Origin of the sequence: Streptomyces sp. NPDC048142, assembly GCF_043202835.1 — a bacterium.
Taxonomy (GTDB): domain Bacteria; phylum Actinomycetota; class Actinomycetes; order Streptomycetales; family Streptomycetaceae; genus Streptomyces.
Window position 1 is genome coordinate 1 of sequence record NZ_JBIDBC010000056.1, and the last position, 23,746, is coordinate 23,746.

The 23,746-nt window shown below is 73.1% G+C and carries 14 protein-coding genes, 1 tRNA gene, 1 pseudogene and 1 riboswitch; of the genes and pseudogenes, 9 read left to right on the plus strand and 7 right to left on the minus strand.

Going from position 1 to position 23,746, the window contains the following annotated elements; genetic code table 11:
* Nucleotides 1-613 precede the first annotated feature (613 nt).
* The 5 genes and pseudogenes from ACGF2Y_RS35440 to ACGF2Y_RS35460 all read left to right on the plus strand — a co-directional run bounded on the left by ACGF2Y_RS35440 (nucleotide 614) and on the right by ACGF2Y_RS35460 (nucleotide 5,507).
* Nucleotides 614-687: transfer RNA gene (locus ACGF2Y_RS35440), tRNA-Met, on the plus strand.
* Between the two features lie 108 nt (nucleotides 688-795).
* The gene (locus ACGF2Y_RS35445; protein ID WP_392955915.1) at nucleotides 796-1,542 is read left to right on the plus strand and encodes a MerR family transcriptional regulator; all 747 of its coding nucleotides are present in this window, start codon (nucleotides 796-798) and stop codon (nucleotides 1,540-1,542) included.
* Nucleotides 1,543-1,682: 140 nt separating this feature from the next.
* Nucleotides 1,683-2,906, plus strand: a complete 1,224-nt coding sequence (locus tag ACGF2Y_RS35450; RefSeq protein ID WP_392955917.1) for a PP2C family protein-serine/threonine phosphatase — start codon at nucleotides 1,683-1,685, stop codon at nucleotides 2,904-2,906.
* Nucleotides 2,907-3,116: 210 nt separating this feature from the next.
* Nucleotides 3,117-3,269: riboswitch (cyclic di-AMP (ydaO/yuaA leader) on the plus strand.
* Between the two features lie 11 nt (nucleotides 3,270-3,280).
* On the plus strand, nucleotides 3,281-4,315 hold the full coding sequence (locus ACGF2Y_RS35455) for a M23 family metallopeptidase (RefSeq protein ID WP_392955920.1): 1,035 nt from the start codon (nucleotides 3,281-3,283) through the stop codon (nucleotides 4,313-4,315).
* Between the two features lie 247 nt (nucleotides 4,316-4,562).
* A pseudogene (locus ACGF2Y_RS35460) lies at nucleotides 4,563-5,507 on the plus strand (aldo/keto reductase).
* A 27-nt stretch (nucleotides 5,508-5,534) separates the two neighbouring features.
* Here the strand turns inward: ACGF2Y_RS35460 and ACGF2Y_RS35465 are convergent.
* The 4 genes from ACGF2Y_RS35465 to ACGF2Y_RS35480 all read right to left on the minus strand — a co-directional run bounded on the left by ACGF2Y_RS35465 (nucleotide 5,535) and on the right by ACGF2Y_RS35480 (nucleotide 11,111).
* The gene (locus tag ACGF2Y_RS35465) at nucleotides 5,535-7,106 is read right to left on the minus strand and encodes a PrsW family intramembrane metalloprotease (protein WP_392955922.1); all 1,572 of its coding nucleotides are present in this window, start codon (nucleotides 7,104-7,106) and stop codon (nucleotides 5,535-5,537) included.
* A 74-nt stretch (nucleotides 7,107-7,180) separates the two neighbouring features.
* Nucleotides 7,181-8,146, minus strand: a complete 966-nt coding sequence (gene trmB, locus ACGF2Y_RS35470; RefSeq protein ID WP_392955925.1) for a tRNA (guanosine(46)-N7)-methyltransferase TrmB — start codon at nucleotides 8,144-8,146, stop codon at nucleotides 7,181-7,183.
* On the minus strand, nucleotides 8,139-9,395 hold the full coding sequence (gene lhgO, locus ACGF2Y_RS35475; RefSeq protein WP_392955927.1) for an L-2-hydroxyglutarate oxidase: 1,257 nt from the start codon (nucleotides 9,393-9,395) through the stop codon (nucleotides 8,139-8,141). Before lhgO ends, trmB begins: the two co-directional genes overlap by 8 nt.
* Before the next feature lie 108 nt (nucleotides 9,396-9,503).
* A complete protein-coding gene (locus ACGF2Y_RS35480; RefSeq protein WP_392955930.1) occupies nucleotides 9,504-11,111 on the minus strand; it encodes a sporulation protein in 1,608 nt (535 codons plus the stop codon).
* A gap of 898 nt (nucleotides 11,112-12,009) precedes the next feature.
* Between ACGF2Y_RS35480 and ACGF2Y_RS35485 the strand changes: the two genes are divergently transcribed.
* On the plus strand, nucleotides 12,010-14,121 hold the full coding sequence (locus tag ACGF2Y_RS35485; RefSeq protein WP_392955933.1) for an asparagine synthase-related protein: 2,112 nt from the start codon (nucleotides 12,010-12,012) through the stop codon (nucleotides 14,119-14,121).
* Nucleotides 14,122-14,229: 108 nt separating this feature from the next.
* Here the strand turns inward: ACGF2Y_RS35485 and ACGF2Y_RS35490 are convergent, their stop codons facing one another.
* Both ACGF2Y_RS35490 and ACGF2Y_RS35495 read right to left on the minus strand, forming a co-directional pair.
* Nucleotides 14,230-16,200, minus strand: coding sequence for a sigma-70 family RNA polymerase sigma factor (locus ACGF2Y_RS35490; protein WP_392955936.1), 1,971 nt, complete (start codon nucleotides 16,198-16,200; stop codon nucleotides 14,230-14,232).
* 356 nt (nucleotides 16,201-16,556) lie between these two features.
* On the minus strand, nucleotides 16,557-17,519 hold the full coding sequence (locus tag ACGF2Y_RS35495; protein ID WP_392955939.1) for a TetR/AcrR family transcriptional regulator: 963 nt from the start codon (nucleotides 17,517-17,519) through the stop codon (nucleotides 16,557-16,559).
* A gap of 343 nt (nucleotides 17,520-17,862) precedes the next feature.
* On the opposite strand from ACGF2Y_RS35495, the gene ACGF2Y_RS35500 reads away from it, so the two are divergent.
* Nucleotides 17,863-19,308, plus strand: a complete 1,446-nt coding sequence (locus ACGF2Y_RS35500; RefSeq protein ID WP_392955942.1) for an NAD(P)/FAD-dependent oxidoreductase — start codon at nucleotides 17,863-17,865, stop codon at nucleotides 19,306-19,308.
* A 279-nt stretch (nucleotides 19,309-19,587) separates the two neighbouring features.
* On the plus strand, nucleotides 19,588-21,339 hold the full coding sequence (locus tag ACGF2Y_RS35505) for a SpoIIE family protein phosphatase (RefSeq protein WP_392955944.1): 1,752 nt from the start codon (nucleotides 19,588-19,590) through the stop codon (nucleotides 21,337-21,339).
* Between the two features lie 13 nt (nucleotides 21,340-21,352).
* Here ACGF2Y_RS35505 and ACGF2Y_RS35510 read toward each other — a convergent pair whose 3' ends face one another.
* Entirely contained in the window at nucleotides 21,353-22,750 is a 1,398-nt protein-coding gene (locus ACGF2Y_RS35510; RefSeq protein ID WP_392955950.1) for an MFS transporter, read from the minus strand.
* Nucleotides 22,751-22,882: 132 nt separating this feature from the next.
* On the opposite strand from ACGF2Y_RS35510, the gene ACGF2Y_RS35515 reads away from it, so the two are divergent.
* Nucleotides 22,883-23,461, plus strand: coding sequence for a MarR family winged helix-turn-helix transcriptional regulator (locus ACGF2Y_RS35515; protein WP_392955947.1), 579 nt, complete (start codon nucleotides 22,883-22,885; stop codon nucleotides 23,459-23,461).
* Nucleotides 23,462-23,746: the final 285 nt, after the last annotated feature.

The following is a 23,746-nucleotide window of genomic DNA, read 5'->3' on the forward strand; positions in this document are numbered from 1 at the left end:
AGCTACCTCGCCGGACTCCATCTCCGCGCCTCCATGATCTGGATCAAGGACCTCGCGCGGACCATCCATTGATCACAACTGGATACAGGCCCTAGCAGGGCGTGTGGAAGTCGTAGCCCGAGACATGGGCTGGGTTAGGCCAGCCAAGGCCCGTCGCCCTTGCGGAACAGTGCTACAGCTCAAGGAGCCGCTGCTGCGTGAGCGATGCGTGAGCGGACGTTCTGGCAGAGCCCGCTTCCGTCCGGACCACGCGGCACTGCCCACCCCGTCCGACCAGGCAGTCCGGGACAACGCAACATAGCCCGGCACCACCTACCCGCTCCCGGCCAGGACTTTTAATCCGTTGGTTGTGGGTTCGAGTCCCACACGGCCTACTGGTCACCGGGCCCGGAGGAACCCCCTCCGGCCCGACACGAAACGCCTCGGCCTGCTCCGGCAGGACGAGGCGTTTCGCTGTGAGGGGCCGCTTGTCCGAGGCCGCTCGTACGGGGCCGGGCCGGGGATGTCGGGTGTGGCCGCCGGTGATCAGGCGGAGCCCGGCGCGGAGGTGAGGTACCGCTCGCCGTAACTGGTCAGAGGCGCGCCGGGAATGCCGTAGAGTTGTGTCTACCGACGCGGGGTGGAGCAGCTCGGTAGCTCGCTGGGCTCATAACCCAGAGGTCGCAGGTTCAAATCCTGTCCCCGCTACTGAAGACCCGGGCCCGGCACGCACAGCGTGCCGGGCCCGAGTCGTTTTCCGGTGCCGCGATGTTCCGGCTTGACCTTGACGCAGCGTAAAGATCTAGCGTTTCCGGCATGGAGTGGTCCATTCAGGAAATCGCCAGAAAAGCCGGCACCACGAGCCGCACGCTCCGGCACTACGGGGACCTCGGTCTCCTCACGCCGAGCCGGATCGGGAGCAACGGCTACCGCTACTACGACCAGGACGCCCTCGTCCGGCTGCAGCGCATCCTGCTGCTGCGGGAGCTCGGACTGTCGCTGCCCGCCATCAAGGACGTGCTCGCGGGGCAGCGGGACACGGCGGTGGCGCTGCGGGCGCATCTGCGGCTGCTCGAACAGGAGCAGGCGCGCATCGGGCGGCAGATCGCCTCGGTGCGGACCACTCTCCACAAGACCCAGGAGGGGATGGAACTCATGGCCGACGAAGTGTTCGACGGTTTCGACCACACCGCCCACGAGCAGGAGGTGACCGAGCGCTGGGGCCGGGACGCGTACGAGGAGGGCGACCGCTGGTGGCGTTCGCTCGGGGAGCGGGAGAAGCGGGCGTTCCAGGACGAGCACGAGGCCCTCGCGCGCGACTGGGGGCGGGCCAGGGAGGCCGGGCTCGCCGCGGAGGGGGCCGAGGCGCAGGAGCTCGCCCGTCGGCACTGCGCATGGCTGTCGTCGGCCAGGGAGCCCAGCCGCTCGTACGTGATCGGGCTCGGGGAGATGTATGCCGCCGATCCCCGCTTCGCGAAGAACTACGATCGCCACGGGGACGGCACCGCCGCCTTCGTACGGGACGCGCTGACGGTCTACGCGGAACACCGGCTCTCCGACTGACCGCCAAGGGCCGGGCTGCCGTCCGCTTCCCCCTATTCGGCCGATGCCCGGTCGCCGCCCGGCGCGGCTCCGGGAAGCCTGGACCGGGCGCGGTACCGTCCGCAGCCGTGGGTGGACCGGGCAGGAGTGCACAGGTGGGGATGGCCGAGAGACGGCGTAGCGGCACGGCGGGGAGCATCGACGCCGTGGGCCGTGCGGTGTTCGGGTCTCCGGAGGGCAATGTGACGCCCGGCAGCCGGGGGTCACGCCGGTTCGTCCGGATGCTGCCCGCCCTGCTGATCGTCGGCGGGCTGGTGTTCGACTCACTGTCCCCGCCCAACTTCACCGCCGTTCCCCTGTTCGTCGCGGCCCCGCTGATCGCCGCACCGTTCTTCTCGCTGTCCCGGACCGTCCGCACCGACATCGCCGCGCTCCTCTCCGTCATCGCGATGCGGCTCGCCGACGGGACGTCCACCCAGGTGGTCCCCGTCATCGAGATGATCACCGTGCTCACCGCCTCGGTGCTCGCCATCGTCATCAACGGGGTCGTGCGGCGCAGCAACGAGCAGCTGGCCTCGGCCCGGGTCATCGCGGAGACCGCCATGCGGGCCGTGCTGCCGACGCCGGCCGAGCGGATCGGCGGGCTCCAGGTCGCGGCGCGGTACGAGGCGGCGCAGGCGGACGAGTTCGTGGGCGGCGACCTGTTCGCCGTCGCGGACACCCCGTACGGGGTACGCGTGGTGGTCGGCGACGTACGCGGCAAGGGGCTGGGCGCCGTGGAGGCGGTGGCGGTGATCATCGGGGCGTTCCGGGAGGCCGCAGAGCAGGAGCGTTCGCTGGAGGGCGTCGCGCAGCGGCTGGAGCGGGCGCTGGCACGGGAGGGGACGCGGCGGTACGGGCTGGACGCCATGGAGGGGTTCATCACCGCCGTGCTGGCCGAGATCCCGCCCGGCTCGGCCTCGCTGCGCCTCGTCAACCGCGGTCACCCCGAGCCGATCCTGCTGTACGCGGACGGCGCCCTGGAGGAGCTCGCGCCCTCGGTGCCCGCGCTGCCGCTGGGGATGGACCTGGGGGTGTGGCCGGACCGGGCCGACGAGTGGGCGATGCCCGCAGGGGCGACGCTCCTCGCCTTCACGGACGGCCTGTCGGAGGCCCGGGACGCGAACGGGGTCTTCTACGATCCGGCGGCCCGGCTGCGCGGCCGGATCTTCCCGGGGCCGGAGGAGCTGCTGTCGGCGCTGACCGACGACGTACGGCTGCACACCGGGGGGCGGACCACGGACGACATGGCGCTGATCGCGGTCGCCCGGCCGGCGGAGGGGCAGCCCGTGCGCCGGACGACGGTGAGGATCGTGGGCCGGGGCGATGACACGGTGCGTAACTGAAGGGCACCGCTCCGCATAACATTTGACATACCGTCAGAAAATGAGGTGCGGCTGAGGCTCGGTCAAGTCGCCCGATTCCACCCGCTTGTGACCTGTATATCCCTGCTGTGTTCGTTAATGATCAACAGGAACAGCTTGGAATTGGGCACATGCTTCTATTAACGTTCGATAACGCAGCGCGGTCGTCACAGTCGTCGTCAGAGACGGCGCCGCGCGCGAGCGCCGAATTCCGCAAGGGAACCGGGGAACCACCTACATGGGGTGAATCGGACGCCTGTGTCTCGTGAGAGACGGAGGGGCCCGTAGGAGACCTTCCTGCTCCGAACCCGTCAGCTAACCCGGTAGGCGAGAAGGAAGGAAAGGAGTGCGCCCACGTGGCGTCCAACAAGCCTGCCCCTGAGGCCCCGTCACCCTTCAGTGCCGACACCTTCGGTGGCGCGGAGCGGTCCTGGGAAGAGTGGAACCCCACCGAGGAGTCCATCCGTCCCGTGCGCGGCAGGCACCGCGTGTCCAAGCAGCGTGGTCTGGCCCGTAGTTCCACCGTCCTCGGAGTCGGCGTCATAGCGGCCGTCGGTGCGGGCGGCATGGCCACCGCGCAGGACAAGGCGCCGGTCTCCATCACTCTTCCCGATTCCATCTCGGACAACCTCCCCGACGCCACGTCTCTTCCCGGCGTCGGGTCCTTCATGTCGGACGACGCGGAGACGGCCCCGGTCGCCTCGTCCGCGCCGCTCACCACCGCCGGTCTCACCAGCGCCGAGGCCGAGCAGGGCGCCACCGACGCGGGCGAGGCCCTGCGCGCCCGGATCCTCCAGCAGGCCGAGCAGCAGCAGGCCAGCGCCGACGCCGAGGCCAAGGCCACCGCCGAGAACGCCGCGGCCGAGAAGGCGGCGCAGGAGGCCAAGAAGCAGCAGGACCAGGCCGAGGCGGAAGCCGCCGCGAAGAAGAAGGCGGCGGAGGAAGCGGCGGAGAAGAAGAAGGAGGCCGAGCGGCTCGCCAAGCTCGCCGCCAGCTACTCCCTCCCCACCTTCTCGTACACGATCACCTCGACCTACGGTCAGTCCGGCGCGCTCTGGTCCTCCGGCCAGCACACCGGTCTCGACTTCGCCGGGTCGGCCGGTGCGCCGCTCAAGGCCGTGCACAGCGGCACGATCACGTCGGCCGGCTACTCCGGTTCGTACGGCTACCGCACGGTGCTCCAGCTGGAGGACGGAACCGAGATCTGGTACGCCCACCAGTCCTCGATCGAGGTCTCCGTCGGCCAGAAGGTCACCACGGGCCAGACCATCGGCCGGATGGGCGACAGCGGCAACGTGACCGGCGTCCACCTCCACCTTGAGGTCCGCACCGCGGGCGGTTCCGCGATGGACCCGATGGCCTGGCTGAACAGCAAGGGCCTGAACGTCTGAAACCCCCGGCCCCCCGGCCGACGTCCTTCGTCGCCACCCCGAAACTCCGGCAGCCCTGACGCACACCCCCCGACGCCAGGGCTGCCGGTCTGTCCGGGGACGGCACGGTTCCGGGGACGGCACGGTTCCTTGGGGGGCATGGTTCCTGGGCGACACGGTTCCTTCCCGGTGGAGGTGGGGAGGTACGGTCGCGCGGCGGTGGAGGAATGAGGAATACCGCCCACCGTCCACCCCGTTGGACCCTCACATGACTTCCGCGCGCACTCTCGGCACCTCGGGCCTCCGGGTCTTCCCCCTCGCCCTCGGCGGCAGCGTCTTCGGCTGGACGGCGGACGAGCAGTAGTCCTTCGCCGTCCTGGACGCGTACGTCGCGGCCGGCGGCAACTTCATCGACACCGCTGACGCGTACTCCGCCTGGGTCGAGGGCAACGAGGGCGGCGAGTCGGAGACCGTCATCGGCAGGTGGCTCGCCTCCCGCGGCAACCGGTCCGACATCGTCGTCGCCACCAAGGCCGGCGCCCACCCCGACCACCGTGGCCTGGCCGCCGGCACGATCAAGGGCGCCGCCGAGGCTTCGCTGCGCCGGCTCGGCACCGACCACATCGACCTCTACTACACGCACTTCGACGACGAGACCGTCCCGGTCGAGGAGATCATCACCGCCCTCGACCAGCTGGTGAAGGACGGCAAGGTGCGGCACATCGCCGCCTCCAACATCAGCCCCGAGCGCCTGCGGGCCTCCCTGGACTTCTCCGAGCGCGAGGGCCTCGCCCGGTACGTCGCGCTCCAGCCCCACTACAACCTGGTCTCCCGCGACACCTACGAGGGCGCCCTCCAGGACACCGCGGCCCGCGCCGGCCTCGCCGCCGTCCCGTACTACGCGCTCGCCTCCGGTTTCCTCACCGGCAAGTACCGCCCCGGTACGAAGGTGGAGAGCGTCCGCTCCGCGAAGGCGGGCGGCCATCTGGAGTCGGAGCAGGGCCGCAGGGTGCTGGCCGCCCTCGACCGGGTCGCCGGGGAACGCAACGCCGAGATCGCGACGGTCGCCCTCGCCTGGCTCGCCGCGCAGCCGACCGTCGCCGCCCCGATCGCCTCCGCCCGTACGGTCGAGCAGCTCCCCGCCCTCGTCGCGGTCGCCGATCTGCGGCTGACGGACCGGGAACTCGCCCTGCTCACCGAGGCGTCGGCCTGAGACCATCCCTGCCGTCCGTCGCCGACGCTACTGCGGCGGCGGCGGGGGCGGAGGCGGGAGTCGGTGGGTGGGCGGTGCGCTGCCGTACGGCTGGGGCGGCGGGTAGGAGTAGGGGGATGGGGGCGGCTGCGGGACCGGGCCGCTGTACCCGTACGCCTGCCCGTACCCGTACCCGTACCCGTACCCCTGCCCGTGTCCGTATCCGTATCCCTGCCTCTGCTCGTGTCCGTACCCGCCGTATCCCTGCCCGTACCCGTTTCCGTGCGGCATCGGGGGGTTGCGGTGGTGATGGAAGCCAGGGTGGGAGGTGAGGCGGGCCGCGTGGGTGAGGGCCGGGGCCGCGACTTCCCGGCGCTGCCAGAGATGGTGCAGCAACTCCCGCTCCCGCGCGCCGAAGTCCGGACCCACCGCGCCCTGGCGGGCCCGGCGGCGCAGACCCGCAAGGGTGGTCGCGAACGACTCGTACTCCGCGACCGCGCGGGCCGCCGCCCGGCCCCGGGTCCGGTCCGGCTGCCAGTGGCGGGCCAGGTCGCGGGCCACGCCCCGGGCCCGCATGGAGGAGAGCGCCGACGGCTCGGCGGGGGTGAGCCAGCCGGCCGCCGCGTACGCGGGCAGCTCGGCGGCCAGGGTGCGCAGCTCCCGCCGGCGCGACCAGACCGCCAGCCAGGTCACCAGGCCGAACGCCGGGACCATGACGATGCCGTACACCGCGTAGAAGCCGTACGGGCCGAAGGACGACGAGCCGTTCCACAGGGCGTGCAGCCCCATCGCCAGGAGCAGCCCCAGCAGCGGCAGGGCGATCCGGCGGAAGCGGTGGCGGCGGGCGCTGACGGCCGCGAAGCCGAAGCCGAGGCCGGTGAGGACGGTGAACAGGGGGTGCGCGAACGGCGACATCACGATCCGCACGAAGAACGTCCCGGCCGTCACCGAGGCGAACCCGGAGCTGCCCAGCTGCTGGTCCTCGCCGAAGGCGTTGCCCAGATAGAGGATGTTCTCGGTGAACGCGAAGCCCGTCGCGGTGAACCCGGCGACGACGATACCGTCCACCACCCCGCCGGACTCCCGTCTGCGGAACAGGAAGATCAGCAGCACGGCCGCCGCCTTCGCGCTCTCCTCGACCACGGGGGCGATCACCGTCGCCCCCAGGGTGTCGGCGCTCGCCGGGTCGGCCGTCGCGGTGGCTATCCAGCGCGTCGCGAACGAGTTGGCGATGATCGCGACGAGTGCGGCGGCGCACGCGCCCCAGGCGAAGGAGAACAGCAGATTCCGCCAGGGGCCCGGCTCGACCCGGTCGAGCCAGCGGAAGGCGGCCATCAGGAGCGGCACCGGAAGCACCGCCAGGCCCAGGCCGACGAGGAACCCCTCCGGGCCGGTCTGCTCGCGGACGAGGGCCAGGATCAGCAGCCAGCACAGCGCGAGCACCACGATCACGGCCCCGGCGCGGAACACCCTGCTGCGCCACACCATGCCGACGCGGCGCGGCCGGTAACGCGCTCGGCCACGCTCCGGCGCGGCGCCCAGGGCCTCGTCGAGCCGCTGCTCGTGGAGGACCGGGACGGCGGGCCGCGCCTGCTGATGCTGCACGGAGGGGTCGGACACTCCTCGACCCTAACGAGGAGCACTGACACCCGACGACGGCGCATCCGGCCAGGTCCGGGCCACCGGCGGGTGGGTCAGACGCGGGCGAACAGCAGGTCGTGGACGACGTGCCCCTTGTCCAGGCCCTGCCCCTCGAAGCGGGTGAGCGGCCGGAACGCGGGACGCGGGGCGTATCCGCCGTCGGCCGCGGTGTTCTCGAAGCGGGGGTGCGCGGTGAGCACCTCCAGCATCTGCTCGGCGTACGGCTCCCAGTCGGTCGCGCAGTGGACGCTTCCGCCGGGCTTCAGCACCGGGGCCACCAGGTCCAGGAACTCGGGCTGGATCAGGCGCCGCTTGTGATGCCGGGCCTTGGGCCACGGGTCGGGGAAGTAGACCCGCAGGCCGTCGAGCGACTCGGGGGCCAGCATCTCGCGCAGCAGGATGATCGCGTCGCCGTTGGCCACCCGTACGTTGGTCGAACCCGCCTTGTCCGCGAGGCCCAGCAGATTGCCCTGGCCGGGGGTGTGGACGTCGACCGCGAGGATGCCGGTGCCCGGGTCGTCGGCCGCCATCTGCGCGGTGGCCTCGCCCATGCCGAAGCCGATCTCCAGGACGACGGGCAGACCGTCGAACATCTCGGCCAGGTCCAGGACGCGCTTTCCGTCGATGTCCAGGCCCCACTTCGGCCACAGCCGCTCCAGGGCGTCCTGCTGGCCGGTCGTGACCCGGCTGCGGCGCGGCTGGAAGCTGCGGATCCGGCGCTCGTGGTGCGAGCCGGCCGGGTCGGCGGCGGGGCCGCCGGGGAAGCGGGGCTCCTGGCGCAGCCGGCGCGCGCGCTCGAAGGAGGCGGCGCGCAGGGCGGCGGCGTCTTCGGCGGCGGACGGGTCGGCCGGGGCGTCGGCGAGCGCGGCGGCGGCCGTGGTGTTGGCCGGGGCGTCGGCGAGCGGGGCGGGAAGCGCGTCGGCCGCCGTGGAGCCGGTCGTGGCCGCGTCGGTGTGCGTGCCGACGGCCGCGGCGTCGGGGGCTGTGGCGGGGGTGGGGTTCAGGGGCTGCTCAGACACAATGACCGGATTCTACGGCGGGCGGCTTCCACCCCGCCTCCCGAGCCCGGCGCAGCGCACGCCGTGCCACCTCCCGCCCGATGGGCAGGCACGCCGTCGCGGCGGGCGACGGGGCGTTGAGCACATGCACGGTGTGCGGGGCCTCGCGGATCAGGAAGTCGTCGACCAGCGTGCCGTCCTTCAGCACCGCCTGGGCCCGGACCCCGGCGGGCGACGGGCGCAGATCCTCCTCGGTGACGGCGGGCAGCAGCCGCTGGACGGCCCGGGTGAAGGCGGGCCGGGACAGCGAGCGGTGCACCTCGCCCGCCCCGTACCGCCAGTGCCGGCGGGCGAGGTGCCAGGTGCCCGGCCAGCTCAGCGTGGACAGCAGTTCGGCGGGGCGGACCTGCGGCCAGGCGTATCCCTCGCGGGCCAGGGCGGGGACAGCGTTGGGTCCGACGTGGACGGAGCCGTCGAAGCCCCGGGTGAGGTGGACGCCGAGGAAGGGGAAGGCCGGGTCCGGCACCGGGTAGACCAGGCCGCGCACCAGCTCGGGGCGGGCCAGTGCGTAGTACTCGCCCCGGAACGGCACGATCCGCACCCCGGGGTCGTCCCCGGCGAGGCGGGCCACCCGGTCGCAGTGGAGACCCGCGCAGTTGACCAGCACCCGGGCCCGCACGACCGGGCCGTCCGCCGTGCGCACCGCCACGCCCCAGGGGCGCCGGTCTATCGCGGTGACCTCCGCGCCGTACCGCACGATGCCGCCCGCCGCGGTGACCTCGGCCGCGAAGCGGGTGGCGACGGCGGTGAAGTCGCAGACGCCCGTCGTGCCGACCCGGATCGCCGCCAGGCCCCGGACCTCCGGTTCGTACTCCGCGATCTGCGCCGGGCCCAGCTCCCGCACGGGCAGACCGTGCGCGCGGCCGCGCTGCACCAGGCCGTGCAGCCGGGGCAGCTCGGAGCGCTCGGTGGCGACGATCAGCTTGCCGGTGGTGGCATGGCCGATGGAGTGCTCGGCGCAGAAGTCCGCCAGCTCGGCGGAGCCCCGCAGCGCGTACCGGGCCTTGAGGGAACCGGGGCGGTAGTAGATGCCGCTGTGGATCACGCCGCTGTTGCGGCCGGTCTGATGGCGGGCGGGGCCGCGCTCCTTCTCCAGGACCGTCACCCGGGTGCCCGGAGCGGACCGTAGAAGCGCATACGCGGTCGACAGACCGACGATCCCGCCGCCGATCACCAGCACATCGCAGTCGTACGCCGCGTGCGTCATCATCACGCCACCTCCCACCCCGATAGTGCACTGACCCACTGACAACCGGCTCAAACCCGAGCCGGGCAGGGCGTGGCGCACACCTCGCCGGACGTGCCCTCGCCGCCCGGCTCAGACGGGGGTGACCAGCAGCGGGCGGGCCCGCTCCCGCAGCTCGGCGACGCGGGGCTCGTCCCCGTACGGCTCCAGACGGTGGAGCAGATCGCGGACGTACTCCATGGTGCGGGCCGAGGAGATCCGGCCGGCGACCTCCACCGCCCGGGTGCCCGCCGCGCAGGCCGCGTCCAGATTGCCCGACTCCAGCTCGGCGACGGCGGACACGACGAGCCGCAGTCCGTGGCTGCGGACGAACTCCTCGGTCGGCCGGGACAGCGCCTGCTCGGTGAAGCGCCGCACCTGGCGGGGGGCCTTCAGGTCCCGGTAGCACTCGGCGGCGTCGGCGGCGAACCGGTCGTAGCCGTAGAAACCGAGCCAGGGCGGGTCGGCGTCGCCCGCCCGGGACCGCTCCAGCCAGCTCTCCGCGCCCTTGAGCGCGGCCCCCGCTGCCGGTGCGTCGCCGGCCTTCGCATGGGCGCGGGCCTCCACCAGCCGGAAGAAGCTCATGGTGCGGGCGGTGGCGAGGCCGCGGTTGCGCTCGACGGCCGCCTGGGCGAGGTCGACGCCTTCGTCGGCGAAGCCGCGGTAGGTCGCCTGGAGGGACATCGAGGCGAGGACATAGCCGCCGAGCGGGACGTCGGCGGCGGCGCGGGCCAGGCGCAGGGCCTGGATGTAGTAGCGCTGGGCGGCCTCCTGCTGGCCGGTGTCGAAGGCCATCCAGCCGGCCAGCCGGGTCAGCTCGGCCGACGCGCCGAACAGGGCCCGCCCGACCTCGTCGGTGTACGAGCCGAGGAGCAGAGGTGCGGCGTCGACGCGTAAGCACTCGGGAACCATGGAGGAACGCCAGTCGCCGCCGCCGTACTTGGAGTCCCACCGCCGGGCGTCCTGGGCCGCCTCGCGCAGCTTCGTCACATCGCTGTGGCCGACGCGCAGCGGTGAGGCGTCCGCCGCGGTCTCCGGTCCGGGCTGTACGGGGACGGAGCCGGCCGCGCCGCCGGGAGCGTGGAGGACGGATGCGCCGCCGGGCGTGTGGAGGACGTGTGCGCCCCGGGCGTCCGGTGCGGACCCCGTGCCGCGGGCCGCCGGACCGGGCGGCCCGTCGGGTCCGCCGCCGCGCGCCCCGAGGACCGCGGCCTGTGCCGCCGTCGGGTCCCGGGCCACCGACGGATCGGCGGGGGTTATCAGCCAGCGGGAGGCGGGCGTCGCGTAGGCGCTCACCGAGAACGATCCCGCCAGGGACTGCCAGATCCCGCCGCCGCCCCGCCGCCCGGCCAGATCCAGCCGGTACAGCTCGGTCGCGGACCGGACCGCCTCGCCCACGTCCCGGGGGAAGGCGAGGCCGACCTCCGGGGCCGGGTCCGCGTCGGCGAGCCCGATCTCGTGCAGCGGGACCGGCCGGCCGAGCTTGGCCCCGATCGCCGCCGCGATGAGATGCGGCGCCGCGCCCTGCGGCACCATCCCCTTGGCGACCCACCGGGCCACCGAGGTCTTGTCGTAGCGAAGTGTCAGACCGCGCTGTGCTCCGAGGTCGTTGACCCGCCGGGCGAGCCCGGCGTTACTGATTCCCGCGAGGGCGAGAACCGTGCCGAGCTTCTCGTTCGGCCCGCGTTGCTCCCTGGACATGCGCCACCCCTCGACACACAGACAGCCGCCGCGTCACCGGGGGCGGCGCGCGGCATTCGTACCGATGCCTCCCCAGGTTCGAACCTCCGTACTCCACCTGCACACGCATGTGGCCGAGCCCCGAGGAATATGCCCCCTGTCGAGAACACCAGTAAACACAGCGTAGTTCTCCCGATCCCTACCGTTAAGAGGCAGACGTCCGGATGGCGGGATTGTTGTCCGTGCGGGCGGTCCGGGCCGCCCGCACGGCGGCGCGCGGGCCGGGGTGCGGTGTGCTCCCGGTGTGTGGCCGTGCGCCCGGCCGTGCGCTCTGGCCCGGCCGCCGGCGGAACGCTTGTCTGGGTACCGCGTGGGTCGGCCCGCTGCACTGGACTCAGTGGGCTGGGGGAAACCGCCGCTCCAATTCCCCGCGGGCGGCGGACCGGTCCGGGAGGTGAGTCCCACCTCCCGGACTGTGCGTGGAAGGGGCGGCCAGGGGGCGTGCGGCACGGTATACGCGCGTGGTGACACTCCGAGAGAATGGCCGAATAGTGACGGTCCGGTGAGGGTCTGGCCAACGGTCAGACTGTGGCCGGATATCGGCGCTGTTTCCGGGCGGCGCCGCCCCTCCTCGTCCATGAGGGCGGGCCGGGGCGGCGCGGAGACCGGACGGCCCGGCCCGTGACTCCCGGACGGCCCGGCCCGTAACTCCCGGACGGCCCGGCCCGTAACTCCCGGAATCCACGGTTCCGTTGCTGTCGGCACGGTGAAGGTCATGTCGGGCCTTTGCCAGGGGCGCATGCTCTTCCGGCGTGCGCCGCCCGTACACCCTCTCCTGCGGCGTTGTCGTGGCAGCATGTCCCGCAGCGGCGTTCCGTCTCTCAGGTGCGCCGTTTGTCCACAGCCTGTGGAGGCGGCGATGCGTTGGTTGGTGGGATGGAGCAGTATCGCCGCGAGCTTCGGCACCGTCGGCGCCGTCGGAAACGGCGGAGAGGGGCGCACGGTTCACCCGGTGGGCTCCCAACTCCTGTGGGGAGACCCGGATCCGCTGTGGGCGGTCGGCGACTGGCGCCCCGACGAGATCCGCGTCATCGGCGTCGCGACCCCCGAAGGGGCGCCCACCGCCCGCCTCGCGGTCCTCGGCTGCTGCGGCGCCACCGACGAGCAGCTGCGCGTCGGACTGCTCGCCGCGCGTGGCGGCGCGATGCGCCACCTCACCGCCTGGCCCGGCAGTTACACCGCCGTCGTGCAGATCGGCCGCCGCATCACCGTCGCCGGCGACCTGGCCGGAGCCCGGCCCGTCTTCCACACCCCCTGGGCCAACGGCACCGCCTACGCCACCGCCGCCCTGCCGCTCGCCGACCTCATCGAGGCCCAGCTCGACATCGGGCACCTCGCCGCCCTGCTGGCCTGCCCGGAGACCCCCGAGGCACTCGGCGACGGCACGCCCTACGTGGGCGTGAAGCGGGTCCCGCCGGGCCACGCGCTCATCCTGCGGGAGGGCTCGCGGGAGATCACCGGATACGAAGCCGTCGCCTCGCTCGCCGTCGCCGCACCCCAGGCCGACCCGGTGCACGCCGTGGAGGGCGTACGGGACGCGCTCGTCGAAGCCGTACGCGCCCGGCTCACGGCCCCGCGCCATGCGCCGGAAAGCCCACCGCCGGACCCGGGGCCCGTCCCCGGCATGGGCCCCGCCGACCGGCGCGCGGCCCGGGGCGGCCCCGTGGCGGGCATCGGCGCCGACCTCTCCGGAGGCAGCGCCTCCGCCACCCTCGCCCTGCTCGCCGCCGGGCTGCCGGGACTGCCCGGTACCCTCCTCGGCCACGGCACCGGCGCGGGGGAGCGACTGCTCGCCGTCACCTTCAACGACCTCACCACCCGCGGCAACGAGGACGAGCTGGAGCGGGCCCGCGCCATCGCCGCCGGCCCGCGCCTGCACCACGTGGTCGTCGCGGCCGGCGAAGAGGCGCTGCCGTACGCCTCGCTGGAGACCGGCGCGCTCACCGACGAACCGGCCCCCTCCCTCGTCCTCGCCGAACGCCATCGCCGCCGGCTGTCCGCGGGCAGCGCCGACCACCTCGTCGGGCACGGGGCCCGGCAGGTCCTGGACGCCCACCCGGCCCGCCTCGCCGACCTCCTGATGGACCGGCGCAGACGCCACCTCCTGCGCCCCGTCGCCGCCCTCACCAAGGCCGAAGGCCCCACGGCGCACTCCCTGTTCGTCCCGCTGACGGTCTACCGAGCCGCCCGCCGCCTGGCCCGTACGTCCTACCGCACCGGCCTGGAGTCCGCCGCCGGGTTCCTCCCCGACGCCAACCGTTACGCCCCCGACCTCGCGACCCCCGCCGACGCCTCGCTCGCCGCCCTCGCCTGGTCGCGCCCGGGGCCCGCGGCGCGCTGGCTGACGGGGGAGGCGCTGGCCGAAGTATCGGTTCGCCTCCAGGAGGCGGCGATCCGGCCCACCTCCGTGCAGCGCCCGGGGGAGGCCCGCGCCCGTGCCGCCCTCGCCCGGGGGGCCGCCGACCACCGGATCCTGGAACAGGCCGCGGAGATCCGCAGCCAGCGGCTGCACGCCCCGTTCCTCGACAACCAGGTCGTCCGGGCGGCCCGCGCCCTGCCCGAGTCGCTCCGCGTGCAGCCCGGCGCCCGTGCCGCGATCCTGCGCCGGGTGCTCGGCGGGGCGGGCATCCACGATCTGCCGCCCGGCTGGGGCGCGCCCTCCCCGGCCACCTCCACCGCCGTCACCCGCACCGGCCTGCGCATCGCGCTCCCCGACCTGATGGCCCTCTTCGACGCCCCGCTGCTGGCCGACGCGGGCCTGGTCGAGGCCCGTGTGGTCCGCAGGGCCCTGCGCGCCGCATCCGAGGGCGAGCCGCTGCCCCTGGACGGCCTGGCGGACCTGGCCTCCACCGAACTGTGGCTGCGCCGCCTGCTGGCCCGCCGCGGCACCTGCTGGACGGGTACGGCCGCTCCGCGCCGGCGCGCGGTCGCGGTCGGAGTGATCCCCGCCCGGCGCACGCTCCAGCCCTGACCGGAAGACGACACCGGGGAGCCGCGACCAGGAGCCTTCGGACCGGGAGCCTGCGGACCGGGGTACCCCGCGGGATACCGCGGACCGGGGCACCGCGGACCGGGCGCCTCAGGCGCAGCTGATCCGGGATTCCGCCCAGTCGGCCAGGGCCACCGCTCCGAACGGCGTCTCCGGCTCCACCACGAGGCGGATCGAGGACTGGCCGGAGATGTCCACACTCACCGGGACGGCGGGCTCACCGCCCTCCATCACCGGGGAGCGCCACAGCCGCGCCCCGTCCCCGTCGAACACGGAGAAGCGCACCGCGCCGAGCCCCATGGTCAGATCGTCCACCCCGACCATGGCCTGGTAGCGCGTGCACGGCCGGTTCAGCTGGATGGTCACCGAGGAGCGGGCGTGCACGGTCACCCCGTGCGCGTAACGCGTGGAGGCGATGGACACGTTCGAACGCTGCCAGACCCAACTGCTCTGCCCCATCGCCACTTCCGGCTCGGCGTGGTCGCCGAACACGGAGTACGCCAGCTCGCTGACCTGGTACACCTCCGGGGCGGGCGGGGGCGGCGTGGGTTTCGGCGGCGGTGTCGGCTTCGGGGACGGCGGCGGGCTCGGCGCCGGGGGCGGCTCGGGCGAGGGTGTGGGGCTCGGTGTCGGTGTCGGTCTCGGGGCCGGCTCGGACGGGGCGGGCGCCGGAGGCGGGGGCGGCGCGGGTGCGGCCGGCGGCTTCGGGGCCGGCTCCGGGGACGGCGGCGGAGGCGGGGGTGTGGGCACCGCGGGTGCCACGGCCGGAGGTTTCGCGACCGGTCCGGGCTCCGGCTTCGGCTGGTCGTCGCCGATGAGCGCCCACACCAGACCGGCCGCGGCGGCCACGGCCACGGTGGCGGCGATCCCGGCCTTGGCGGGCGCGCCGAGCCCTTCGGCGGCGGCGCCCCCGGCGGCTCCAGCGGTGGAGCCGGACCCGGTGGCCGCGGCAGCGGCTCCCGCTCCGGCGGCCCCGGCCGCGCCGCCGGCCACGATGCCCGCGGCCTTGAGCGAATACCCGGCGGCGAACCAGCCGATGACCGCGACGGGCAGCAGTGCCGGAATCCCGGCGTTCACATGGTCCAGCTCGCCCGCGGCCACCCGGCACCTGGCGCACTCGTCGAGGTGCTTGCGCAGCCCGCGCTCGGCCCGGGTCCGCAGCCCGCCCCGGGCGTGGGCGCCGAGCCGGTCGGCGTACTGCGCGCAGTCCCCGCCGGTGGTGAGCGCCTGGCTGACGTGCGCCTGGAGGTACGCCTGCTTGAGCCCTTCGCGGGCGCGGCTGGCCAGGACGGCGGTGGCGTTGGCGGTGAGGCCGAACAGCGGGGCGATCTCGCTCGGCGACTCCTCCTCCACCGTGGTGTGCCACAGGACCGCCTGCCAGCGCTCCGGGAGGCTCCGGAACGCCCGCATCGCCATCGTCCGCTCGGCCTCGTGCATCGCGAGGACGTCGGCGCCGAGTTCGAGGGTGTCGTCGTCGGAGAGTTCGGATGAGTGGGAGGCCTGTGCGGCGAACACCGCGAAGTCGTCGACCAGATGCTCACGCTTCGCGCTCTTCGTCCAGGCGGCGGCGACATGGCGGACGGCGGTCATCAGATAGGCCCGGACCGCTTCCGTCGGCCCCTTTCCGCCCCGTACGGCCTGGAGCGTGCGCGCGAACACCTCGGCCGTCAGGTCGTCGGCGGTGTGCGCGTCCCGGCAGCAGCTGCGGGCGTAGCGGAGCACGGCGCCCGAATGCCGCCGGAACAGCTCCTCGTAGGCCTGGTCGTCGCCACTGCGCATGTCCTCGATCAACCGGGCGTCGGACAGCCCGAGATCAGGGGCGCCGCTGCGGCCCGCGCGCTGCTGCGGAACCGCGTGCGCGACAGCGCCGCCGGAGACGTCCTCCCCGGCCGCGGCGGGCCACGGGCCGGGCAGGACGGTGCCGCCGTCGGCCTCACCGTCCGACGCGCCGCGTACGGCCTGGGTCGGCACCTGCCCGGCGGCCGGCCCGTCCGCGGTGGTGTCCCTGTCGGCCGCAGCGATCTCGCCGAGCGGCTCTTCCTGCTGCTCGTTACCGCTCATCGCGGAAGCCCCCGTATACACCCTCGGACCCGAATACCGGCCAAGACTGCCACATGGCTCAATCGCGTTGGCCTCTCAGCCCTGCCAACCACTCATCCGGGGCGTCTTCTCGAATGCGAGTGCCATAGGCCCTTCTTTCGGGGAATGAGCCCCGCTGATTCGTCTCCCGGTACCGGTCACCGTTCGTCCGCCCGCGCGTCCGTCTCTCCAGCACTGCCGGCGAGGCGGACGGACGCAGGCGGACGCGCGGTCGGACGCGCGGGCGGAAAGCCCGAGGACCCAAGGCCCAAGGCCCGATGCGGGACCGATACGGGATCAGCAGCCGGGCGGGACGTGCGGGGCCCCGGCCCCGGCCGTCACGCCGGCCGCGACCTCAGACCCTCCAGCAGGATGTCCAGCAACCGGGCCGAAGCCGCGGCCTGCTGAGCGGCGTCCGGCAGCGAAGGAGCCGCCGTGGCGATGACCAGCAGCACATCGGCCACCGTCACGTCCCGGCGCAGCTCACCGGAGTCCCGTGCCCGGTCCACCAGCCGCCCCACGACCTCCAGCAGCTCGACCGCGCCGGTGTCCTCACCGAGGCCGTCGAGCCCGTCGACGCCCCCGGAGCGCTGGCCCACGACGCGGCAATCGTCCTGGCCCACTCCCTGCCGCTGCTGCGGAACACGCGACTCGTCCGCCGCGCCCGGCGCCGACGCCGTCCCGGAAGCCGCCGGCGCACCCGGCTCCTCCCCCTCGACCCCGACCCGCAGCACCTGCGGCGGCAGCAGCCTGCCCGCACCCGACGCCACCGACGTACGCAGGAAGCGGGAGAGCGCCGACCAGGGCTTCTCCTCCTGCCCCAGCGCCGTACGCGCCTGCTCGGTCAGCCGGGAGGTCTCCTCCTCGGCTATCCGGCGCACCAGAACGTCCTTGCTCGGGAACCGCCGGTAGACGGTGCCCACACCGACTCGCGCGCGACGTGCCACGTCTTCCATCGGAGCGCCGTAACCCAGCTCCCCGAACACCTCGCGCGCCGCCCGCAGCACGTGCTCCAGATTGCGCTGCGCGTCGACGCGCAGCGGAGCCGAGCGCGACGCGCCCGCGGGCCCCGACGCCGCTGTTCCCGACGCTGTTCCCGACATCGCTGTTCCCGACGTCGTCGCCCCGTTCGGGGCCTGTCCGGCACTGGCCGAACCCATCGCCGCGGCACTCACCGCGGCCGCCGAGCGAACGGCGTCCGCCGAGCTCATGACGCCGAGCGCGCCCACGGAGCCGAGGCGTCCGTGGTCCTCGGACGCCCGCGAGAGCGCAGCCTGTCCATGCGTATCCTGCATATGCATAACTTCCCCCGGTTATGACGTCTCCCCCCGGAGACTTCCCGCCGTTTCAGCCGGGGAGCGGAGCACAACGAAATCCGCACCCGACACCCCGGCGGGTTACGAACATAGTTGAGCCCGCGTCAATTCAGAAGGGGGTAGTTCCGCATGGGGCGCCCCCCGATCGGACCAAGATCCGGCCAGCACCGGAACATCGGCCTCCCACTCACCCCGTGCGTAGTGCCTGACCTGCGCGGCTGTCATTTCTCGCCGGCCACGGGCCCCGACTGCCGTTGAGGATCCTCCGGTCACACAATGTGCCGGGCCTGTGGACAAACCACTGACTCCGTTGCGTCATGGGGTGGTGATGGCTCCAGATTCCCGGGGGACGACCCCCGGCACCCGGCCAGGTGTGCGCATTCTCGTCGTCGGCGGCGGCTACGTCGGGATGTACACAGCGCTGCGTCTCCAACGGAAGTTGAAGCAGAGACTGAAGAGCGGCGACGCCGAGATCGTGGTCGTCACGCCCGAGCCGTACATGACGTACCAGCCCTTCCTCCCCGAAGCGGCCGCCGGATCGATCTCGCCGCGCCATGTGGTCGTGCCGCTGCGCCGCGTCCTGAACGCCTGCACGATCGTCATCGGCGAGGCCCGGCACATCGACCACACCGAACGGACCGCGACCGTCACCACCCTCGCCACCGGCGAGGACGGCACCGGAGCCCTGGAGATCGCGTACGACGAGATCGTCATCGCCCCCGGGTCCGTCTCGCGCACCCTGCCCGTCCCCGGCCTCGCCGAATTCGGCATCGGTTTCAAGACCGTCGAGGAGGCCATCGGGCTGCGCAACCACGTCATCGAACAGATGGACATCGCCTCAGCGACCCGCGACCCCGCGATCCGCGACGCCGCTCTCACCTTCGTCTTCGTCGGCGGTGGCTACGCGGGCGTGGAGGCGCTGGCCGAGCTGGAGGACATGGCCCGCTACACGGCGCGGTACTACCACAACATCAAGCCGGCGGACCTGAGATGGATCCTGGTCGAGGCCTCCGGGCGCATCCTCCCCGAGGTCGGCGAGGCCATGGGCACGTACGCCATCGGCGAGCTGCGCGGCCGGAACATCGACGTACGCCTCGACACCCGCCTCGAAACCTGCGAGGACCGCGTCGCCGTCCTCAGCGACGGCTCCCGCTTCCCCACCCGCACCCTCGTATGGACCGCGGGCGTCAAACCGGCCCCGCTGCTGGCCGCCACCGACCTGCCGCTCACCGAACGCGGCCGGCTCCGCTGTACCGCCACGCTCGGAGTCGAGGGCATGCCGCACGCCTGGGCGGCCGGCGACGCCGCGGCCGTACCCGACCTGACCGCCGCCGAACCGGGCCGCGAGACCGCCCCCAACGCCCAGCACGCGGTACGCCAGGCGAAGGTCCTCGCCGACAACGTCCTGGCCTCGGTCGACGGCCGGCCACTCAAGGAATACCGGCACACGTACGCCGGATCGGTCGCTTCGCTGGGCCTGCACAAGGGCGTCGCCCATGTCTACGGTCGCAAGCTCAAGGGCTACCCCGCCTGGCTGATGCACCGTACGTACCACCTCAGCCGGGTACCGACGTTCAACCGGAAGGCACGTGTCCTTGCCGAATGGACTCTGTCCGGACTCTTCAAACGCGAGATCGTCTCCCTCGGCTCGCTGGAGCACCCCCGTGCGGAGTTCGAACTCGCGGCGGGCGGCCCCGGCACCCCGCGGATCCCCGGCCCCGGCCGCCCGAAAGGCCCCGGAGAACCGCCGGACGACCGCCGGACGAACAGCTGACGGGCCACGGGCAGAGGTCTTGGGCCGCGGGCCGGACCGGCGGCGGTGCGGCGACTGTCAGTACGGTCGGTCACACTGGACGTGTGACCATAGGTGGGCCCACGCCTGCACAGAGTGACCCGTTCGGCAGTGACCGACAGTGACCAGCAGCAACGCACCAACAGCACGGCGAGGCCCGGCTGCGCCTTCCCGGGGGTACGGCCCCCGGTGCCCCCCGAACACGGCAGAAGAAGCAGCCCGCCCGAGCGGACCAGACCGACACACGAGGCCAGAAATACCGTGAACTTCACGCGTTGGAGCGCCCGCCTTCCCGGAACGCAGCGCCGAGCCGCCGCGCGGGACGACCGTAGTTCCGTGCCGGCGGCCCGAGCCGAGTACGCCCGGCCGGAGGGCACGCCCGCCCTGCCGGACGACGCCTCCCCGGCGCCCTCCGGCCCCGCCTCGACGAAGGCCCTCCCCGGGCCCGCCCTCGACGACCTCTCCGCCCGCGAGATCCTCGGCCGGCTCCCCGCCCCCGTCGCCCTGCTGCACGGCCCGGACCATCGCGTCGCGTATGTCAACGACGCGTACGAGGCCGCGTTCGGCCCCCGCCCGTCCGGCGTCCCCGCGGCCGAGGCCATGCCCGAGCTCGCCCAGCTCAGCGTGCTCCCGCTGCTCGACCAGGTCCTGCGCAGCGGCACCGCCCGTACGGTCAAGTCCCGCAGGACCGCCGAGGGCGGCTCGTACACCGTGACCTGCACCCCGGTCGCCGCCTGGGACACCACGGAGTACGGGAGCGAGAAGGACGACGAGGACGGCAAGGGAGGGAACCGGGGAAGCGACCAGGGCGACGACAAGGGAGGAGGCGGCGTCCTCGTGTACGCCGCCGACGTCACCGACCACGCGGAAGCCGCCGAGCGCCTGCGCACCAGCGAGCGCCGCCACCGCGAAACGGCCGTCACCCTCCAGCGCTCCCTGCTCCCGCAGGAGCTGGAACAGCCCGACGACCTCCGCATCGCCGCCACCTACCAGCCCGGCGGAACCGACGCCGCGGTGGGCGGCGACTGGTACGACGTCATCACCCTCGGCGCCGGCCGCACCGCCCTGGTCATCGGCGATGTGATGGGCCGCGGGGTCCGCGCCGCCGCCGTGATGGGCCAGCTCCGTACCGCCGTCCGCGCCTACGCCCGGCTCGACCTCCCGCCGCACGAGGTGATCCAGCTGCTGGACGGCCTCGCCGCCGAGATCGACCCCAGCCAGATCGCGACCTGCGTCTACGCCGTCCACGATCCGAACGAGGGACAGCTCGTCTACGCCTCCGCCGGCCACCTCCCGATCCTCGTCCGCGACGAGGACGGCACGGTCCACCGCGCCGCCGACCCCACCGGCCCCCCGCTCGGCACCGGCGGCTGGGTCCACACCTCGGGCACCATCGCGCTGCCGCCCGGCTCCACCGCGGCCCTCTATACGGACGGCCTGGTCGAACGGCGCAGCGAGGACATCGACGAGGGCGTCGCCTCCCTGGCCCGCGCCCTCGCGGGCGCCAAGGGATCACCGCAGGTGGTCTGCGACCGGCTGATCCGCTCCCTCGGCGTGACCGCCGAGCACGACGACGACGTGGCGGTCCTGGTGGTCCAGCACCCCGCCCGTACGGGAACGGACGCGGAGCTGTTCCACAACGCCGCGCTCGATCTCCTCGGCGGAATCGAGGCGGCCCCGCGCGCCCGCGCCTTCGCCACCGGAGTCCTGACCTCCTGGCGCTTCCCCGTCGAGCTCCGCGACCTGGGCGTCCTCGCCACCAGCGAACTGGTCGCGAACTCCCTCCAGCACGGCACCCCGCCGATGCGCCTGGGCCTGCGCCGCACGGACCGCCGGCTGATCATCGAGGTCACCGACGGCGACGACCACCTGCCGCGCCGCCGCCAGGCCGAACCGGCGGACGAGGCGGGACGCGGCATCTCGATCATCGCCTCGATCGCCACCTCGTGGGGCAGCAGGCGTACGCCGGGCGGCGGCAAGGCGGTCTGGTGCGAGTTCGCCCTGCCGCGGTGAGCAGGGCGACCCCTCAGTGACCCGCGGCGGCGGAGGCCGGGGTGGACGCCGGCGCGGAGGCCGGAACAGATGTCGGCGCGGAGGCCGATACGGAGCCCGGGGTGGACCCGGACCCGGCAGTTCCGGTCTCCGCGACGTCTCCGCCGCCGGGCAGTGACACCGCCACCACCCGTGACGGGACGACCGCCGACGACGGCTGGTCCTGTACGGGGGTGAGCCGACGGCCCAGCCGCAGCGCCAGCACCGTGATGCCCAGCGAGAACAGCACGAACGTCACGATGTACGGGCCGTGCAGCGAGGCCCCCATCGGCCCGCCGACGGCCGGACCGACCGCGAGCGCGAGCTGCTTGCACAGGGCGAACGCCGAGTTGTACTGCCCGACCATCGACTCCGGCGCCAGATCGGCGACCAGTGGGGCGACGGTCGGCGACAGCATCGCCTCACCCAGCCCGAACAGCGCGTACGTCGAGATGAACGCGGCCGTCGCCATGGTCTGGCTGCCGTGGCCCAGCCCCGCGTAGCCCGCCACGATCCAGGCGAACGCCCAGATCAGGCCGACCGCGGCGATGACCCGGCTGCGCCGCCGCCGCTCCACGAGCCGCAGCACGACGAACTGCGCCACGACGATGACCGCGGTGTTGGCGGCCAGCGCGAAGCCGAGGGTGGAGGGCTCGATCCCGGCGGCCTCCGTGCCGTATGCGGCCAGACCGGACTCGAACTGCCCGTAGCAGGCGAAGAACAGCACGAACCCCAGCACGCACAGCTGCATCATGGCCCGGTGCGAGAGCAGCGCCCGCAGTCCGCCGCCCTTCGCGGCGGACCCGTCCGCCGGCCGGGCGCCGCCGAGCGAAGCAGGTCGCGGCATGCGCACGGTGGTCACGGTGACCCCGAGCACCACGAACATCGCGGCCTCGATCAGGAAGAGCGTCGTGAAGCTCGCCGGACGGCTCACGTCCACGAGCTGCCCGCCGACGAGCCCGCCGAGGCCGAGCCCCAGGTTCTGCAGGAAGAACTGTGTGGCGAAGGCGCGCGTACGGGTCGCGGCGCTGGAGCACCACACGAGCATCGTGGCCAGGGCCGGCTGCATGACGGCGGTGCCCGCGCCCAGGACCGCGGCGGACAGCACGGCGGCCGGAACGCTGCTCGCGAATCCCAGGGCGGCGGCACCCGCGGAGGCCAGGGCGGAGGCCACCACCAGCACGGGCAACGGGCCCCGCCGGTCGATGGCCCGCCCGGTGAACGGCAGAACGGCCAGCGCCGCCATCGCGAAGGCCGCCAGAACGACCCCGGCCGTCCCGGCACCCAGATCCCGTACCTGCGCCACATAGACGTACAGATACGGAACGGTGAACCCGAGCCCGAACGCGCTCAGCGCGCCGGCCAGCTGGATCCGCCGCAGCGCTGCGCCCATCTCCCTGGTCACACTCACCCACCTCAAAGTTCGAAGAAGCTCAGACTCGAAGACTTTAGCACTAAACTTAGAAGGTGAAAAGTACAGGGTGAAGGACTTCAAGGGTGGCGGGAGCGTGCCATACTGCCCGCCATGTCTGAGAGCACCGAGGAGCCCGGCCCCCACGAGCCGAGCCTCGACGAACAGATCGCCGCCTACCAGCGCGAGTTCCGCGACCTCGACCTCCAGGTCGAACAGGTCGTCTCCGCGCTGGGCCGCCTGAACCGCCGGATGAACGTCGCGTACGGAAGACAGCTCGCCGCCCTCGGCATCAGCAACGCCGAGTGGGAGGTCCTCAAGACCCTGGTCCTGGCGGGCGCCCCCTACCGCCTGGGCCCCGGCGAACTGGCGAAGCGCCTCGGTCTCACCCCGGCCGCGATGACCCACCGCGTCGACCGGATGGCGGGCGAGGGCCTGGTCACCCGTGACCGCGACGAGAACAACCGGGTCCGCGTCATCGTCGAGCTGACGGACGAGGGCCGTACGAAGTGGCTCGAGGCGATGCGCATGGCGACCGACTTCGAGGAAGACCTCCTCCAGGACCTGTCCGGCGACGAACGCGGTGTCCTCGGCGAGCTGCTGGTCCGCCTCCTGCGCCGCGTGGAGCACGCCCAGCCGGACGCCGGCGGCCGCCTCACCGACCTGGACCGAAGGCCCCAAGGGGAGGGTTGACACACCCCTGGTGGATCCGTAAAGTTCTCCGAGTTGTCACGGAGCCGAAACGGTTCCGCGGCAGCCGATCCCGCCGCGAACGCGGCAATTAATCTTCAGCACGATCTCCCACTCGGGATGATTTCGGCATGCCGGAATTCATTGCGAAGGCCCGATTATGAGCCGCCGGGAGAATCCGCTAGAGTTTGAGCGTCGGAACGGCCCAACGGCCGGGAAGACAAACCCCGCTGACTGGGAATCAGGCCCGAAAGGATCTGATAGAGTCGGACTCGCCGGAAAGGGAAA

What these genes read in the sequence shown, in the direction of transcription:
- ACGF2Y_RS35445 (WP_392955915.1), top strand. Translation starts at nt 796, where the DNA reads ATGGAGTGGTCCATTCAGGAAATCGCCAGAAAAGCCGGCACCACGAGC.
- ACGF2Y_RS35450 (WP_392955917.1), top strand. Translation starts at nt 1,683, where the DNA reads ATGGCCGAGAGACGGCGTAGCGGCACGGCGGGGAGCATCGACGCCGTG.
- lhgO (WP_392955927.1), bottom strand. Translation starts at nt 9,395, where the DNA reads ATGATGACGCACGCGGCGTACGACTGCGATGTGCTGGTGATCGGCGGC.
- ACGF2Y_RS35480 (WP_392955930.1), bottom strand. Translation starts at nt 11,111, where the DNA reads ATGTCCAGGGAGCAACGCGGGCCGAACGAGAAGCTCGGCACGGTTCTC.
- ACGF2Y_RS35485 (WP_392955933.1), top strand. Translation starts at nt 12,010, where the DNA reads ATGCGTTGGTTGGTGGGATGGAGCAGTATCGCCGCGAGCTTCGGCACC.
- ACGF2Y_RS35490 (WP_392955936.1), bottom strand. Translation starts at nt 16,200, where the DNA reads ATGAGCGGTAACGAGCAGCAGGAAGAGCCGCTCGGCGAGATCGCTGCG.
- ACGF2Y_RS35495 (WP_392955939.1), bottom strand. Translation starts at nt 17,519, where the DNA reads ATGCATATGCAGGATACGCATGGACAGGCTGCGCTCTCGCGGGCGTCC.
- ACGF2Y_RS35500 (WP_392955942.1), top strand. Translation starts at nt 17,863, where the DNA reads ATGGCTCCAGATTCCCGGGGGACGACCCCCGGCACCCGGCCAGGTGTG.
- ACGF2Y_RS35510 (WP_392955950.1), bottom strand. Translation starts at nt 22,750, where the DNA reads ATGGGCGCAGCGCTGCGGCGGATCCAGCTGGCCGGCGCGCTGAGCGCG.
- ACGF2Y_RS35515 (WP_392955947.1), top strand. Translation starts at nt 22,883, where the DNA reads ATGTCTGAGAGCACCGAGGAGCCCGGCCCCCACGAGCCGAGCCTCGAC.